The organism is Limnohabitans sp. DM1 (genome assembly GCF_001269385.1).
In the GTDB taxonomy this organism is placed as follows: Bacteria; Pseudomonadota; Gammaproteobacteria; order Burkholderiales; family Burkholderiaceae_C; genus Limnohabitans_A.
The window spans coordinates 1-19137 of the sequence record NZ_CXOO01000088.1; the positions used below are offsets into that span (position 1 = coordinate 1).

At 65.6% G+C, this 19137-nt stretch carries 2 protein-coding genes; one reads left to right on the forward strand and one right to left on the reverse strand.

What is annotated here, in order from left to right; genetic code table 11:
- Positions 1-3985: 3985 nt before the first annotated feature.
- Entirely contained in the window at positions 3986-4342 is a 357-nt protein-coding gene (locus AMM33_RS22290) for a hypothetical protein (RefSeq protein WP_194945680.1), read from the forward strand.
- 68 nt (positions 4343-4410) lie between these two features.
- Here the strand turns inward: AMM33_RS22290 and AMM33_RS22295 are convergent, their stop codons facing one another.
- A complete protein-coding gene (locus tag AMM33_RS22295) occupies positions 4411-4569 on the reverse strand; it encodes a hypothetical protein (protein WP_194945681.1) in 159 nt (52 codons plus the stop codon).
- Positions 4570-19137 lie beyond the last annotated feature (14568 nt).

Sequence of the window (19137 nt, forward strand, 5' to 3'; positions counted from 1 at the left end):
ACGTGTGCTCTTCCGATCTAGTGAGCCCAGCACCAGCTTCGGCCTGGGTGACATCACCGTGGTCGGCGGCACGCTCAGCAACTTCACCGGCAGTGGCACCAGCTACACCGCCACCTTCACGCCCACCGCAGGCGCCACCGGCGCGGCCATCGTGKGGGCCASCAACACCTTCAGCGMCGSCGCAGGCAACACCAACGGCGACGGCGCCGAGCCCAACAACGCCGTGGCCCTGAGCAYCGCGGCMSSCACMGGCACAGGCACAGGCACAGGCACAGGCACAGGCACAGGCACAGGCACAGGCACAGGCACAGGCACAGGCACAGGCACCACGCCCGACGCCTTGCCCCCCACCATCGCCATCACCAGCAACCAGACCAACCTGAGCCCCGGCCAGACCTCCACCATCAGCTTCACCTTGAGCGAGCCCAGCACCAGCTTTGGCCTGGGTGACATCACGGTGGTCGGCGGCACGCTCAGCAACTTCCAGGGCTCGGGCACCAGCTACACCGCCACCTTCACCCCCACCAGCGGCGCCACCAGCGCCGTGGTGCTGGTCAGCAGCGGCAGCTTCACCGACGCCCCAGGCAACAACAACGCCGACGGCGCCGAGCCCAACAACACCCTGGCGCTGAACATCAGCAGCGTAGGCACGGGTGGCACAGGTGGCACAGGTGGCACAGGTGGCACAGGTGGCACAGGTGGCACGGGGGGCTCCGGCACCCCCGTGGACATCAACCCGCCCACCGTGGTCGTCAGCAGCAACAAAGGCAACCTCGCCCCCGGCGAAACCGCCACCATCAGCTTCACCCTGAGCGAGTCCAGCACCGACTTCAACCTGGGCGATGTCACCGTCATCGGCGGCACCCTCAGCAATTTCACCGGCAGCGGCACCACCTACAGCGCCACCTTCGCCCCCACCGCAGGCGCCACCGGCGCAGCCGTGCTGGTGTCCAGTGGCCGCTTCAGCGACAGCGCAGGCAACACCAATGCTGACGGCAGCGAGTCCAACAACACCGTGGCCCTGAGCATGGTCAGCGTTGACTCCGGCACCGGCACCGGCACCGGCGGCACCGGCGGCACCGGCGGCACCGGCGGTACCGGCACAGGCGGCACAGGCGGCACAGGCACAGGCACAGGCACAGGCACAGGCACAGGCGGCACAGGCACAGGCACAGGTGGCACGGGCAGCACCGACACCGTGCCCCCCACCATCGTGATCAGCAGCAACAAGGTCAATCTGGCCAGCGGCGAAACCGCCACCATCAGCTTCACCCTCAGCGAAGCCAGCAGCAACTTTGGCCTGGGCGATGTCACCGTCATCGGCGGCACGCTCAGCAACTTCACGGGCAGCGGCACCACTTACAGCGCCACCTTCACCCCCACCCCGGGCGCTACCGGCGCAGCAGTGCTGGTGTCCAGCAACCGCTTCAGCGACGCGGCAGGCAACTTCAACGCCGACGGTGCTGAAGCCAACAATGCCGTGAGTCTGAGCTTGGCTGGCACCAACCCCGGCACCGGTGGTGCTGGCACCGGCGGTACTGGCACCGGCGGTACTGGCACAGGTGGTACGGGCACGGGTGGTACAGGCGGCACGGGCACCGGCAGCACCGACACCACACCCCCCACGGTGACCGTTAACACCGACAAAATCGGCCTGGCCCCGGGCGAGACGGCCACCATCAGCTTCACCTTGAGCGAGCTCAGCAGCAACTTCAGTCTGGGCGACATCACCGTCATCGGCGGCACGCTCAGCAATTTCACGGGCAGCGGCACCAACTACAGCGCCACCTTCACCCCCACGGCGGGCGCCAGCAGCGCCGCCATCATGGTGGCCAGTGGCGGCTTCAGCGATGTCGCGGGCAACTTCAACACCGACGGCGCCGAGGCCAACAACGCCGTCTCGCTGAGCATCGGCACCAGCGTGCTCAACCCGACCCCGGTGGACACCACCCCGCCCAGCATCACCATCAGTGCCAGCACCGGCCAGCTCACGGCGGGCCAAAGCACCACCGTCACCTTCACGCTCAGTGAAGCCAGCACCACCTTTGGCCTGGGCGACATCAGCGTGGTCGGCGGCACGCTCAGCAATTTCACCGGCTCGGGCACCAGCTACAGCGCCACCTTCACCCCCAGCGCAGGCGCCACCAGCGCCGCTGTGCTGGTGGGCAGCAACAGCTTCACCGACGCTGCAGGCAACGCCAACATCGACGGCGCCGACGCCAACAACGCGCTGTCCCTGAACATCCTGCCTGCCAGCGGCGGCACCGGCACGGGTGGCACAGGTACAGGCGGCACCGGCACCTCGGTGGACACCACCGCGCCAACCGTTACCGTCAGCAGCAGCCAAAGCAACCTGACACCCGGCCAAAGCACCACCCTCAGCTTCACCCTGTCTGAGTCCAGCAACACCTTTGGCTTGGGCGACATCAGCGTGGTCGGCGGCACGCTCAGCAACTTCCAGGGCTCGGGCAGCAGCTACACCGCCACCTTCACACCCACTGCGGGCGCCACCAGCGCGGCGGTCTATGTGGCCAGCGGCAGCTTCACCGACGCCGCAGGCAACACCAACATCGACAGCCCCAGCGGCAACAACGCGCTGGCGCTGAACATCAGCAGCGGCGGCACAGGCGGCACAGGCGGCACAGGTGGCACAGGTGGCACAGGTGGCACAGGTGGCACAGGTGGCACAGGTGGCTCGACCGACATCCTGCCGCCCACCGTCACCATTTTCAGCAGCCAAAGCCAGCTGGCCAGCGGCGAGACGACGGTCATCGGCTTCCAGCTGAGCGAGCCCAGCAACACCTTCAACGCCAGCAGCGTCACCGTCGTGGGCGGCACCTTGTCCAACTTCCTGGGCTGGGGCAACAGCTACACCGCCACCTTCACGCCCACCCCGGGCGCCACCAGCGCGGCCGTGTTTGTGGCCAACGGCAGCTTCACCGACGCCGCAGGCAACATGAATATGGACGGCGCCGAAGTCAATAACACCCTCTCGCTGAGCCTGAGCACAGGCACGGGTGGTACAGGCGGAACAGGTGGCACAGGCGGCAGCGACACCACCCCGCCCACCATCGCCATCACTTGTGACACCAATATGGTGCTTTTGGGCCAGACGCCCACGGTTTACTTCACCCTCAGTGAAGCCAGCACCACTTTTGGCCTGGGTGACATCACCGTCATGGGCGGCACCCTGAGCAACTTCCAGGGCAGCGGCAGCAGCTACAGCGCCACCTTCACGCCCGCGCCCAACACCTACAGCGCGGCCATCTATGTGGCCAGCGACAAATTTGCGGACGCCGCAGGCAACCTCAACAAAGACGGCGCCGACACCAACAACGCGCTGTCCCTGGGCCTTGAATGCCCCTGCGACACCGTCAGCTTTGCCGCCACCAGCGGCGTCTTCAGCTACTCAACCGAGGGCACCAGCGCAGGCGACCTCAATGGCGACAGCCTCAACGACCTGATCTACACCGTCAGCTCTAGCAACCTGGCCGCCCCGCAAGTGCAAAGCTACGTCGTCTTTGGGGGCATGTCCGATATCACCGCAGCCGTCTTTCAGAGCAACAGCAGCACCGGCATCGACACCCTGGCCCTGTCCGGCAGCAACCAGACGCTTAACTTCAGCCACACCGATGGCCAGGCGCTGCAAGGCATCGAAGAAATCGACCTGACGGGCACCGGCAACAACCAGCTGCACATGAGCCTGAACGTGATGCAGGGCCACTTCAGCGGTCACGACGTCTACAACAGCAGCAACTGCACCGGCCTGGCCGCGCACGAAGCCAAAGCCCAGCTCATGATCAGCGGCAATCAGGGCGACCACGTCGTCCTGTCCGATCTGACGCAGTGGACCGCATCGACCACGCCCGTGGTCAACGACGGCCAAACCTACGTGGCCTACAACCACAACAGCGCCGCAGCGCAGTTGTTGATCGAACAGGCCCTGCTCGTCACCGCTGTCTGAACCCCTTGGCGTCACGCCCAAATGGCTACCGACCCACGCCAGCGGCCCCCCCACAGCGTCGTCTCCACGTCGCTTGAAGGGGCCTTTTCCTTGACGAAGCTGGCTTTACGCCCAAAACGGGGCGCAATGAATGTGATGAATTTATCAATTGCACATCGGCCTGCGAAAGCTCCGGATCTGGTTTTCTCGTGCTTCGAAAACAAGCTGAAAAAAATTCGCCAAAAAAGTGCACTGAATACCCCAATTGGGTATTTTGTAATGTCACTTTTGACAATAACCTCATGGCTAGTTGATACAAATGCCAAAAAAGAGCTTCTGAATGAATCTGATCACTTTTTTGAGTTTGAGTTGGGTTTCCATAAATCGGTAGAGATTTGATGAATACCACCTCACTCCCACACAAAGTGCCACTCGCTGAAAGGTGCAAACCACAGCGGGTGGCTTTGTCACGTCTGGATGGCGTGTGCGGTCGTGCGGGCGCAGTGCGTGCGCGGAAAAACGTCGGACTCTTCGAGTGCCGACCTGCGCCAACCCACAGCCACCCCCCAAGCCACCCCCCAAGCCACCGTGACCTCGTCGGTCGCCGGTCGAAGACCAAGGCACATGTTTGCCAGACCGCAGCGCATCAAACAGCGATGTCGGTCAGCGGGCCCAGTCGGACTCCTCGAGTGCCGACCTGCGCAGCCCAGCCGACCTGCTCGAACCCGTCAGCCCCCCCCATTTCTTCCAACACCCCATCCGCCGCCAGCCCCCGCTGCGCTGCATTGAACTGAATCACTGAGAGAGAGAGAGACCCGTATGAACGACATGACCAACCCCTTCATCGCCATCACATCGAGCAAGGCCAACCTGGCCGTGGGTGACACCGCCATGCTCTCCTTCACGCTCAGTGAGGCCAGCACCAATTTCACCGCCTCCGACGTCACTGTCGTGGGTGGCACGCTCTCCAACTTCAGCGGCAGCGGCACCAGCTACAGCGCCACCTTCACGCCCAGCGCCAACGTCTCCAGTGCGTTCATCATGGTCGGCAGCGACACCTTCAGCAACGCCGCCGGCACGCTCAACAAAGATGGCGCCGACATGAACAACGGCTCGTCCTTCAGCATTGGCCTGCTGTGCAACACCGACGCCCCGGCCGAAAGCGTGGCCCCCACGGTGATGATCAGCAACACCAAAGCGCGTGTGAAGCCGGGTGAAACCGACATCATCACCTTCACGCTCAGCGAGGCCAGCAGCAACTTCACCGCCAGCGACGTGCGCATCATCGGCGGCACGCTCACCAACTTCACACAAAGCGCCACCAACCCGCTGGTCTACACCGCCACCTTCACGCCCGACCCCAAGTCGCTCAGCGCCGCGATCTTCATCGCCAGCGAAAGCTTCACCGACGCGGCGGGCAACTACAACATGGACGGCGGCGAACTCAACAACACCGCCTCCATTGCCATCCAGTGCAAGATCGACACCACGCCGCCCACCATCATCGTGAGTGCCGACAAATCCGCGCTGGCCATGGGCCAGACCGCGGTCGTCACCTTCACCCTGAGCGAGTTGGCCACCGACTTCACGGCCTCTGACATCACCGTCATGGGCGGCACCTTGAGCGGTTTTGCCCAAAGCGCTACCAACCCCCTGGTTTACACCGCCACCTTCACGCCCGCCGCAGGTTCCATGAGCGGCGCGGTCTATGTGGCCAGCAACCGCTTCAGCGACGCCTCGGGCAACTTCAACGCCGACGGCAACGACGCCAACAATGCCACCACCTTCACCATCGACATCGCGCCGCCCACCATCGCCATCACCAGCGACAAGTCCATCCTCAAAGCCGGAGACACGGCCACCATCACCTTCACGCTGAGCGAAATCAGCACCAACTTTGACGCCAGCGACATCGTCGTCAGCGGCGGCACCCTGAGCGGCTTTGTCCAAAGCGCCACCAACCCGCTGGTCTACACCGCCACCTTCACACCCGCAGCAGGTTCGACCGGTGCCACCGTGTCGGTGGCCAGCAACCGCTTCTCAGACGCGGGCGGCAACCAAAACCAGGACGGTGCAGACGCCAACAACACCGTCAGCCTGACCGTTGACCAGACCCCGCCCACCATCATCGTCAGCAGCCCCAAAGCCAGCCTGGGGGCAGGGGAGACGGCCACCGTCACCTTCACCCTGTCTGAAGCCAGCAGCAACTTCACGTTGGACGACATCACCGTGGTCGGCGGCACCCTGAGCAACTTCACAGGCTCGGGCACCAGCTACACCGCCACCTTCACCCCCACAGCCGGTGCCAGCACCGCCAGTGTCAAGGTCGACAGCAACAAATTCACCGACGCCGCAGGCAACCAAAACGCCGACGGCGCCGACGCCAACAACACCGTCAGCTTCAACCTCGACGTCACGCCCCCCACCATCATCGTCAGCAGCGACAAAGTCGACCTGCTGGCCGGTGAAACCGCCACCATCACCTTCACCCTGTCTGAGGCCAGCAACGACTTCACCCTGGGCGACATCACCGTCAACGGCGGCACGCTGAGCGGCTTTGCCCAAAGCGCCACCAACCCGCTGGTCTACACCGCCACCTTCACGCCCACCAGCACAGCCGCCAGCGCCATGATTTTGGTGAGCAGCAACACCTTCAGCGACGCCGCAGGCAACCTCAACAAAGACGGCTCGGACCTGAACAACGCCGTGGCCCTGAAGACCAACTGCCCCCCACCCGACACGGCGCCGCCCACCATCGCCATCACCAGCGACAAGACCGACCTGCTGGCCGGCGAAACCGCCACCATCACCTTCACCCTGTCTGAAGCCAGCAGCGACTTCACAGCCAGCGACATCACCGTCAACGGCGGCGCCCTGAGCGGCTTTGCCCAAAGCGCCACCAACCCGCTGGTCTACACCGCCACCTTCACGCCCACCAGCACCGCCGCCAGCGCCATGATTTTGATGAGCAGCAACACCTTCAGCGACGCCGCAGGCAACTTCAACAAAGACGGCGCCGACCTGAACAACGCCGTGGCCCTGAAGACCAACTGCCCCCCACCCGACACAGCGCCCCCCACGATTGCCATCAGCACCGACAAGGCGGACCTGCTGGCCGGCCAAACCGCCACCATCACCTTCACGCTGTCTGAAGCCAGCAGCGACTTCACCGCCAGCGACGTCACCGTCAACGGCGGCAGCCTGAGCGGCTTTGCCCAAAGCGCCACCAACCCGCTGGTCTATACCGCCACCTTCACGCCCACCAGCACAGGTGCCAGCGCCATGATTTTGGTGAGCAGCAACACCTTCAGCGACGCCGCAGGCAACCTCAACAAAGACGGTGCCGACCTCAACAACGCAGTCAGCCTCAAGACCAACTGCCCTCCCGCAGACAGCACCCCACCATCCATCGCCATCAGCAGCAACAAAGTTCTGCTGGAAAAAGGCGAGACGGCCACCGTCACCTTCACCCTGTCTGAAGCCAGCAATGACTTCACCCTGAGCGACATCACCTGCCTGGGCGGCACGCTCAGCAACCTGCAAGGCTCGGGCACCAGCTACACCGCGACCTTCACCGCCTTCGAAACCGCCCGCAGCGCGGCCCTGTTCGTGGCCAGCTACAAATTCAGCGATGCCGCTGGCAACTTCAACCTGGATGGCTCGGACATCAACAACGCCGTGTCCCTGGCCATCCAGTGCGCCGCACCCGTGATGCCCGTCACACCGGCCGACACCACAGCGCCCACGATTGCCATCAGCAGCGCCAAAGCCCTGCTGGCCCAGGGCGAAACCACCACCGTCACCTTCACCCTGAGCGAAGACAGCAGCGACTTCACACTGGCCGACATCACCTTGCTGGGCGGCACATTGAGCAACTTTGCAGGCTCGGGCAAGGTCTACACCGCCTCCTTCACGCCCAATGCCACGGCCAAGAGCGCCGCGCTGTTTGTCTCCAGCGACAAATTCACCGATGCCGCAGGCAACCTCAACAAAGACGGCTCCGACACCAACAACGCCGCTTCGTTTGCCATCAACTGCACACCCGTGCCCCCCGCACCCCTGACGCCCCCAGCGCCCGGCGTGGTCGTTGCACCCGGTGGCATCACGACCCCAGACACCACCCCCACCATCACAGGCACTGGCACGCCCGGTAACACCATCAGCATCAAAGACGGCAATGGCAACGTCATTGCCAGCGCCACCGTCGGCCCCAACGGCCAGTGGACAGCCACGCCCAGCCAGCCTCTGCCTGCAGGCAGCAACAACCTGAGCGTTATCGAAACCGGCCCCACTGGCGCCGTCAGCCCCGTCACGCCCCTGCCCGTGACCATTGAAGGCGGCACCAGCCTGCCCGCCCCCACAGGTGCCATCAGCACCGGCAGCAACACTGGCTCGACCACCGACAACATCACCACCAACCCGCAACCGGTCCTGAGCGGCACCGGCCAGCCCGGCAACACGATCAAGATCACCGACCCCACAGGCGCCGTGATCGGCTCAGCCATCGTCGGCCCCAATGGCCAGTGGAGCATCACCCCCACCGCGCCGCTGTCCCAGGGCACCAACAACCTGTCCCTCACCGAAACCAGCCCCTCAGGCGCCGTCAGCCCGGCCGTGCCCCTGCCTGTGGTCGTCGACAGCCAGGCCCCCTCGGCCCCGACCGCCGCCATCAACCCCGGCAGCAACAGTGGCGCCCTGACCGACAACGTCACCATCGACAGCACCCCCACGATTGACGGCACGGGCAACCCCGGCGACACCATCAAGATCACCAACCCGCAAGGCGTTGTGGTCGGCACCGCCATCGTCGGCCCCAACGGCCAGTGGAGCATCACGCCCACCACGCCCCTGCCAACAGGCACCAACAACCTCAGCCTTGTGGCCATCGACCCGGCAGGCAACGTCAGCCCGGCCGCGCCCCTGCCCATCGTCATCGAGTCGGCCAGCCTGCCCGCCCCCACAGGCGCCATCAGCACCGGCAGCAACACTGGCTCGATCACCGACAACATCACGAACCTCACACAACCGGTCCTGAGCGGCACCGGCCAGCCCGGCAACACCATCAAGATCACCGACCCCACGGGTGCCGTGATCGGCTCAGCCATCGTCGGCCCCAATGGCCAGTGGACCATCACCCCCACCGCGCCGCTGTCCCAGGGCACCAACAACCTGTCCCTCACCGAAACCAGCCCCTCAGGCGCCGTCAGCCCGGCCGTGCCCCTGCCTGTGGTCGTCGACAGCGTGGCCCCTTCGGCACCGTCGGGCACCTTCGCCCCCGGCAGCAACAGCGGTTCGACCACCGACAACATCACCCGCGTCCCCCAGCCCACCCTGACGGGCACAGGCACGCCCGGTGACACCATCAAGATCACCGACCCGATGGGCAACGTGGTCGGATCGGTCACCGTCAGCCCCAACGGCCAATGGAGCGTGGCCCCCACCAACCCACTGCCACAAGGCCTGAACAACCTGAGCGTCGTCTCCGTCGACCCCGCAGGCAACGTCAGCCCCGTCACACCCCTGCCGATCTTCATCGACACCGTGACCCCCACCATCGCGCTGGGCAGCAACAAGACCCTGCTGGCCAATGGCGAAAGCGTCACCGTCACCTTCACCCTGTCTGAAGCCAGCACAGACTTCACGCTGGCCGACATCACCGCCATGGGCGGCACGCTGAGCAACTTCCAGGGCTCGGGCACCACCTATTTCGCCACCTTCACGCCCGCAGCCGGTGCCACCAGCGCCGCATTGCTGGTCACCAGCGACAAGTTCTCTGACGCCGCAGGCAACCTCAACAAAGACGGCGCAGAACTCAACAACGCCCTGAGCTTCAGCGTCAGTGCCGCCATGTTGCCCGCACCCGCAGCGCCCGCTGCCACCCTGGCGCCGTCCAGCAACAGCGGCTCGCCCACCGATAACGTCACCACCGACACCACGCCCACCATCACCGGTGTGGGCGTGCCCGGTGACACCATCAAGATCACCGACCCAAGCGGCAACGTCATCGGCTCAGCCATGGTTGCCCCCAACGGCGCCTGGAGCATCACGCCCACCACGCCGCTGCCCCAGGGCCCCAACAACCTGGCCATCACCGAAATCACGCCCGACGGCCAGACCAGCCCGGCCACCATCCTGCCCATCGTCATCGACAGCGTTGCCCCTCTGGCGCCTACTGCAGCCATCAACCCCGGCAGCAACAGCGGCTCACTGACCGACAACGTCACCACCGACACCACACCCACCATTGAGGGCACCGGCACGCCTGGCGACACCATCAAGATCACCGACCCTGCAGGCGCCCTGATCGGCAGCGCCATCGTCGGCCCCAACGGCGCCTGGAGCATCACGCCCACCACACCGCTGCCCACAGGCACCAACAACCTGTCCGTCACCGAAATTGACCCGGCAGGCAATGTCAGCCCCGCCGTGCCGATGCCCGTCGTCATTGAAACGGCGGTCAGTGCTGTTCCTTCCCTGGTCGTGCGCGGCCGCGTCTTCGCAGGCCCGATCACCGGCACCAGCGCCATGGAAGAAGCCGTGGCGCCCATGAACGAAGTCACCGACAGCAGCGGCACCAGCACAGCTTTGCCCACAGGCGTGAGCAATGACGCTGGCGTCAACCTGGTCCAACCCAAAGAATCGCCCATCACACTGCCCACGGGCTCGACTTCAGGCACCACCAGCGTCACTGACAGCTCAGGCACTGGCGTGGCGCCGCCAACTGGCGCCATGAACGACGGGCTGATCCTGAACGACCCCAGCTTGACCGGCAACCCCACCACCACCACCGGTGGCGTCACTGACAGCTCAGGCACTGGCGTGGCCCCGCCAACTGGCGCCATGAACGACGGGTTGATCCTGACGCCCCCCAGCTTGACCGGCAACCCCACCACCACCTCCACCCCAAGTAGCGTCACCGGTGGCGCCGACGTGTTCGTCTATGACAACACCGGCGCACTGCTGGGCCAGACCGTGCTGGGCGCCGATGGCTCCTGGAGCATCACCGCCGCCAACCGTGGCAGCTACCGTGGCCCCGTGCTGGTCAAAGTCATTGACGCCAACGGCACCGCCATCAACTACATCGACGAAGTCTCTGCCACCGGCAAGTCCTTCGACACCACCTTGCGCGCCCAGGCCGTGGCCGAGGTCGGCCAGAGCAACTTCAGCGTGGCCGCTGACCAAAACGCCACCCTGATCGTCAACATCACGCCCGTCACCGAACTGGCCGTGCGCAGCGCAGGCATTGCCGACAACGCCACCCAGCCGCTGAGCAGCGCCGCCGCCATCAACACCGCCAACGCCAACGTGGCCAAGGCCCTGGGCATGCCCGGCGTGAACATCATTGGCGAGCCCACCACCACCAACAGCCCCACCTTCACCGCCACCAACCGCTACGACGCCAACGGCGTGGTCATCCTCACCGACGGTGAAAAATACGGTCTGGTGCTGGCCAAACTCTCGGGCCTGGACAGCGTCAAAGGCAACATCGACGCCAGCCTCGACGCCCTGCAAACCGAACTGCTGACAGGCGGCACCCTGAGCACCACCGGCGCGGCCCTGATGGACACCGGCCGCATCAACGCCCTGGCCGCCCTCAAGGCCCCCAACAGCGGCGCCACCGAACAAACTTTCCTGATTGACACGCCTCTGAACCGCTGGCTGCTGGGCGACATCGTCGTCACCGCGCAAGACATCACCTCGTCCACCGTCAACCTGACGGGTTCGGCCTTGCCGGGCAGCACCGTCACCATGACCTTGCCCGACGGCAGCACCCTGCAAGCGACCGCCAACGCCCAAGGTGTCTTCAACGTCAGCTTCCCTGCCACCAAAGTCAACACCGACAAAGAAGTGGACTTCCAGGGCTCCGACGGTCTGGTGCAACCCTCCACCAACACCCACACCCTGCCGTCCGCTCCCACCGGCGTGCTGGACCCGAGCAGCAACACTGGCGCCACCACCGACAACCTGACCGCTGACAAGACGCCCACCCTGAGCGGCACCGGCACGCCCGGCGACACCGTCAAAATCACCGACCCGCAAGGCAACGTCATCGGCACGGCCACCGTCGCCCCCAACGGCTCCTGGAGCGTCACGCCCACCACACCACTGCCTGAGGGCGTCAACAACCTCAGCATGGTGCAGATCGACCCCGAAGGCAACGTCAGCCCTGCCGTGCCCCTGTCCTTGGTCATCGACAGCATCGTGCCCACCATTGCACTGAGCACCGCTCAAACCGCACTGAACGCAGGCCAAAACCCCACCGTCACCTTCACCCTGTCTGAGGCCAGCGCCGATTTCACGCTGGCCGACATCACCGTCACCGGCGGCAGCTTGAGCGCGCTGGTGCAAAGCACCACCAACCCGCTGGTCTACAACGCCACCTTCACACCCGCAGCCGGTGCCAGCACCGCCAGCGTGCGTGTGGACAGCGCCAAGTTCTCTGACGCCGCAGGCAACCAAAACGCCGACGGCGCCGACGCCAACAACACGCTGAACTTCACTTTCGGCAGCACCACACCACCCGTTGCACCCACAGGCATCGCCATCGCCCCGGGCAGCAACACCGGCTCGGGCACCGACAACCTGACCACCGACCCCACGCCAACCCTGGCAGGCACCGGCACGCCTGGCGACGTCATCAAGGTCACTGACCCCCAAGGCAACGTCGTGGGCTCAGCCACCGTGGCCCCCGATGGCTCCTGGAACGTCACGCCCACAGCGCCGCTGCCTGAAGGCGTCAACAACCTGGCCATCACCGTGACCAACCCCGCAGGCCAGGTCAGCCCAGCCGCACCGTTCACCGTGGTCATCGACACCACCGCGCCCACGATTGCCCTGTCCACCGCGCAAGCCGTGCTGACCCCTGGCCAGACCGGCCTGGTCACCTTCACCCTGAGCGAGGCCAGCGCCGACTTCACCCTGGCCGACGTCACGGCCATTGGCGGCACGCTCAGCAGCCTGGTGCAAAGCACCACCAACCCGCTGGTCTACACCGCGATCCTGACCCCCGACACCGGAGCCACCAGCGCCGCCTTGTTGGTCACCAGCGACAAGTTCACGGACGCCGCAGGCAACTTCAACAAAGACGGCGCTGAAACCGACAACGCCCTGAGCTTCAGTGTCAACAGCCCCACCCCCGTGGCACCCACTGCGCCCACAGGCATCGCCATCGCCCCGGGCAGCAACACCGGCTCGGGCACCGACCCGATCACCATCGACACCACCCCCACCGTGACCGGCACCGGCACGCCTGGCGATGTCGTCAAAATCACCGACCCACAAGGCAACGTCATTGGCTCGACCACCGTGGCCCCCGACGGCAGCTGGAACGTCACGCCCACAGCGCCGTTGCCTGAAGGTGTCAACAACCTGGCCGTCACGGTGACCAACCCCTCCGGCCAGGTCAGCCCAGCCGCACCGTTCACCGTGGTCATCGACACCACCGCGCCCACGATTGCCCTGTCTGCGCCTGCCACCACTTTGACCGCTGGTCAAACCTCGGCCATCACCTTCACCCTGAGTGAAGCCAGCACCGATTTCACGCTGGCCGACATCACTGTGACCGGCGGCAGCTTGAGCGCGCTGGTGCAAAGCACCACCAACCCGCTGGTCTACACCGCCACCTTCACGCCCGCAGCCGGTGCCACCACCGCCAGCGTGCGTGTGGACAGCGCCAAGTTCTCTGACGCCGCAGGCAACCAGAACACCGACGGCGCCGACGCCAACAACACGCTGAACTTCACTTTCGGCAGCACCACACCACCCGTTGCACCCACAGGCATCGCCATCGCCCCGGGCAGCAACACCGGCTCGGGCACCGACAACCTGACCACCGACCCCACGCCCACCGTGTCCGGTACCGGCACACCTGGCGACGTCATCAAGGTCACCGACCCCCAAGGCAACGTCGTGGGCTCAGCCACCGTGGCCCCCGATGGCTCCTGGAACGTCACGCCCACAGCGCCGCTGCCTGAAGGCGTCAACAACCTGGCCATCACCGTGACCAACCCCGCAGGCCAGGTCAGCCCAGCCGCACCGTTCACCGTGGTCATCGACACCACCGCGCCCACGATTGCCCTGTCCACCGCGCAAGCCGTGCTGACCCCTGGCCAGACCGGCCTGGTCACCTTCACCCTGAGCGAGGCCAGCGCCGACTTCACCCTGACCGACGTCACGGCCATTGGCGGCACGCTCAGCAGCCTGGTGCAAAGCACCACCAACCCGCTGGTTTACACCGCGATCCTGACCCCCGATGTCGGTGCCACCAGCGCTGCCTTGCTGGTCACCAGCGACAAGTTCACGGACGCCGCAGGCAACTTCAACAAAGACGGCGCTGAAACCGACAACGCCCTGAGCTTCAGTGTCAACAGCCCCACCCCCGTGGCACCCACTATGCCCACAGGCATCGCCATCGCCCCGGGCAGCAACACCGGCTCGGGCACCGACAACCTGACCACCGACCCCACGCCCACCGTGTCCGGCACCGGCACACCGGGCGACGTCGTCAAAATCACCGACCCGCAAGGCAACGTCCTGGGCTCGACCACCGTGGCCCCCGACGGCAGCTGGAACGTCACGCCCACAGCGCCGCTGCCTGAAGGCGTCAACAACCTGGCCGTCACGGTGACCAACCCCTCCGGCCAGGTCAGCCCAGCCGCACCGTTCACTGTGGTCATCGACACCACCGCGCCCACGATTGCCCTGTCCGCGCCTGCCACCAATTTGACCGCTGGTCAAACCTCGGCCATCACCTTCACCCTGTCTGAAGCCAGCACCGATTTCACGCTGGCCGACATCACCGTCACCGGCGGCAGCTTGAGCGCGCTGGTGCAAAGCACCACCAACCCGCTGGTCTACACCGCCACCTTCACACCCGCAGCCGGTGCCACCACCGCCAGCGTGCGTGTGGACAGCGCCAAGTTCGCAGACGCCGCAGGCAACCAGAACACCGACGGCGCCGACACCAACAACACGCTGAACCTGAGCTACACACCAGCACCCGTGGCCCCCTTGGCGCCCACAGCGGCCATCGACCCGGCCAGCAACAGTGGCTCGCCCACCGACCTGATCACCAACATCAACAAACCGGTCATCAACGGCACGGGCACGCCAGGCGACACCATCAAGATCACCGACCCCTCGGGCAACGTCGTCGGCACCGCCACCGTCGCCCCCAACGGCCAGTGGAGCATCACGCCCACCACACCGTTGCCCGAAGGCACCAACAACCTCAATGTTGTGGAAACCAGCCCGGCAGGCCTGTCCAGCCCAAGCACCATGCTGCCTGTGGTCATCGACACGGCACCGCCCACCGTGGCGCTCAGCACCACGCAGTCGCTGCTGGCCCAGGGCCAGACCGGCACCGTGACCTTCACCTTCAGTGAACCCACGCTGGACTTCACCCTGGCCGATGTAGCCGTCACTGGTGGCACCCTCAGCAACCTGACCCTGAGCCCCACCAACCCGCTGGCCTACACCGCCACCTTCACGCCCACAGCCGGTGTCTTCAATGCCAGCTTGTCGGTCGCCAGCGATAAATTCACCGACATCGCCGCCAGCCTCAACAAAGACGGCGCTGAAGAGAACAACACGCTGAACTTCAGCGTCAGCGCACCCCCCACGCCGCACAGCCTCACGGCCATGCTCGACCTCAGCAGCGACAGCGGCACCGTGGGTGACAACACCACCAACGACACCACGCCCACCCTCAGCGGCACCGGCACTGCGGGCGACATCGTCAAGGTCTACAACGCCCAGGGCTTTGTGATTGCCTCTGCCGTGGTGTCAGCCAATGGCACTTGGACGGCCACGCCCACCACAGCGCTGCCGCAAGGCATCAACGCCCTGAGCGTCACCGCCACCAGCCCCACAGGCAGCGTGCTCAGCGCAGGATTGCCCATCACCATCGTGGTGGACAGCGTGGCCCCGGCTGCGCCCAACGCCGTGCTCGATCCGATCAGCGACAGCGGCACCAAAGGTGATAACACCACCAACGACAACACGCCCACCCTGAGCGGCTCAGGCGTTCCCGGCAACGTCATCACCATCAAAAACCCCGCAGGGCAGGTGATTGGTACCGCCACCGTCGGACCGGACGGCACCTGGGCCATCACACCCACCACGCCCCAGCCAGAAGGCCTGAACAACTACAGCGTCACCGCCACCGACCCGTCTGGCAATGTCAGCCCGGCCAAACCGCTGCCCGTGACCATTGACACCAGCGGACCTGCAGCACCTACCGGCGTGCTCGACCCGACAACCGACTCCGGCGTCAAAGGCGACAAGATCACCACCGACAGCACGCCCACCCTGAGCGGCACCGGCACACCGGGTGACACCATCACCATCAAAGACCCGCTGGGCACCGTCATTGGCACCGCCACCGTTGGCCCCAATGGCGCTTGGAGCGTAACGCCCACCACAGCGCTGCCCGAAGGCCTGAACAACCTGACCATGACCGCCACGGACCCGTCGGGCAACGTCACCCCCGACGCACCGCTGCCCGTGACCATTGACACCACAGGTCCGTCTGCGCCTACCGGCGTGCTCGACCCGACAACCGACAGCGGCGTCAAGGGCGACAAGATCACCACCGACAGCACGCCCACCCTGAGCGGCACCGGCACACCGGGTGACACCATCACCATCAAAGACCCGCTGGGCGCCGTCATCGGCACCGCCACCGTTGGCCCCAATGGCGCTTGGAGCGTCACGCCCACCACAGCGCTGCCCGAGGGTCTGAACAACCTGGCCATGACCGCCACCGATCCAGCAGGCAACGTCAGTGCACCTGTGGCACTGCCTGTGACCATTGACACCACAGGTCCGTCTGCGCCTACCGGCGTGCTCGACCCGACAACCGACAGTGGCGTCAAAGGCGACAAGATCACCACCGACAGCACGCCCACCCTGAGCGGCACCGGCACACCGGGTGACACCATCACCATCAAAGACCCGCTGGGCGCCGTCATCGGCACCGCCACCGTGACACCGGAAGGCACCTGGAGCGTCACGCCCACCACAGCGCTGCCTGAAGGCCTGAACAACCTGGCCATGACTGCGACCGACCCGGCTGGCAACGTCAGCGCACCCGTGGCGCTGCCCGTGACCATTGACACCACAGGTTCGTCTGCGCCTACCGGCGTGCTCGACCCGACAACCGACAGCGGCGTCAAGGGCGACAAGATCACCACCGACAGCACGCCCACCCTGAGCGGCACCGGCACACCGGGTGACACCATCACCATCAAAGACCCGCTGGGCGCCGTCATCGGCACCGCCATCGTGACACCAGAAGGCACCTGGAGCGTCACGCCCACCACAGCGCTGCCTGAAGGCCTGAACAACCTGGCCATGACTGCGACCGATCCAGCAGGCAACGTCAGCGCACCCGTGGCACTGCCTGTGACCATCGACACCACAGGTCCATCTGCGCCTACCGGCGTGCTCGACCCGACAACCGACAGCGGCGTCAAGGGCGACAAGATCACCACCGACAGCACGCCCACCCTGAGCGGCACCGGCACACCGGGTGACACCATCACCATCAAAGACCCGCTGGGCGCCGTCATCGGCACCGCCACCGTGACACCGGAAGGCACCTGGAGCGTCACGCCCACCACAGCGCTGCCCGAAGGCCTGAACAACCTGGCCATGACCGCCACCGATCCAGCAGGCAACGTCAGCGCACCCGTGGCGCTGCCCGTGACCATTGACACCACAGGTCCGTCTGCGCCTACCGGCGTGCTCGACCCGACAACCGACTCCGGCGTCAAGGGCGACAAGATCACCACCGACAGCACGCCCACCTTGAGCGGCACCGGCACACCGGGTGACACCATCACCATCAAAGACCCGCTGGGCGCCGTCATCGGCACCGCCACCGTGACACCGGAAGGCACCTGGAGCGTCACGCCCACCACAGCGCTGCCTGAAGGCCTGAACAACCTGGCCATGACTGCGACCGACCCGGCWGGCAACGTCAGCGCACCCGTGGCGCTGCCCGTGACCATTGACACCACAGGTCCGTCTGCGCCTACCGGCGTGCTCGACCCGACAACCGACAGCGGCGTCAAAGGCGACAAGATCACCACCGACAGCACGCCCACCCTGAGCGGCACCGGCACACCGGGTGACACCATCACCATCAAAGACCCGCTGGGCGCCGTCATCGGCACCGCCACCGTGACACCGGAAGGCACCTGGAGCGTCACGCCCACCACAGCGCTGCCTGAAGGCCTGAACAACCTGGCCATGACTGCGACCGATCCAGCAGGCAACGTCAGCGCACCCGTGGCACTGCCTGTGACCATCGACACCACAGGTCCATCTGCGCCTACCGGCGTGCTCGACCCGACAACCGACAGCGGCGTCAAAGGCGACAAGATCACCACCGACAGCACGCCCACCTTGAGTGGCACCGGCACGCCGGGTGACACCATCACCATCAAAGACCCGCTGGGCGCCGTCATCGGCACCGCCACCGTGACACCGGAAGGCACCTGGAGCGTCACGCCCACCACAGCACTGCCTGAAGGCCTGAACAACCTGGCCATGACTGCGACTGATCCAGCAGGCAACGTCAGCGTACCCGTGGCGTTGCCCGTGACCATCGACACCAGCGGACCTGTAGCACCCACCGGCGTGCTCGACCCGACAACCGACAGCGGCGTCAAAGGCGACAAGATCACCACCGACAGCACGCCCACCCTGAGCGGCACCGGCACACCGGGTGACACCATCACCATCAAAGACCCGCTGGGCGCCGTCATCGGCACCGCCACCGTTGGCACCAATGGCACCTGGAGCGTCACGCCCACCACAGCGCTGCCTGAAGGCCTGAACAACCTGGCCATGACTGCGACCGACCCGGCTGGCAACGTCAGCGCACCCGTGGCGCTGCCCGTGACCATYGACACCAGMGGWCCKGCAGCACCTACCGGCGTGCTCGACCCGACAACCGACAGCGGCGTCAAAGGCGACAAGATCACCACCGACAGCACGCCCACCCTGAGTGGCACCGGCACACCGGGTGACACCATCACCATCAAAGACCCGCTGGGCGCCGTCATCGGCACCGCCACCGTGACACCGGAAGGCACCTGGAGCGTCACGCCCWCCACAGCGCTGCCTGAAGGCCTGAACAACCTGGCCATAGATCGGAAGAGCGTCGCGTAGGGAAAGAGTGCAGATCT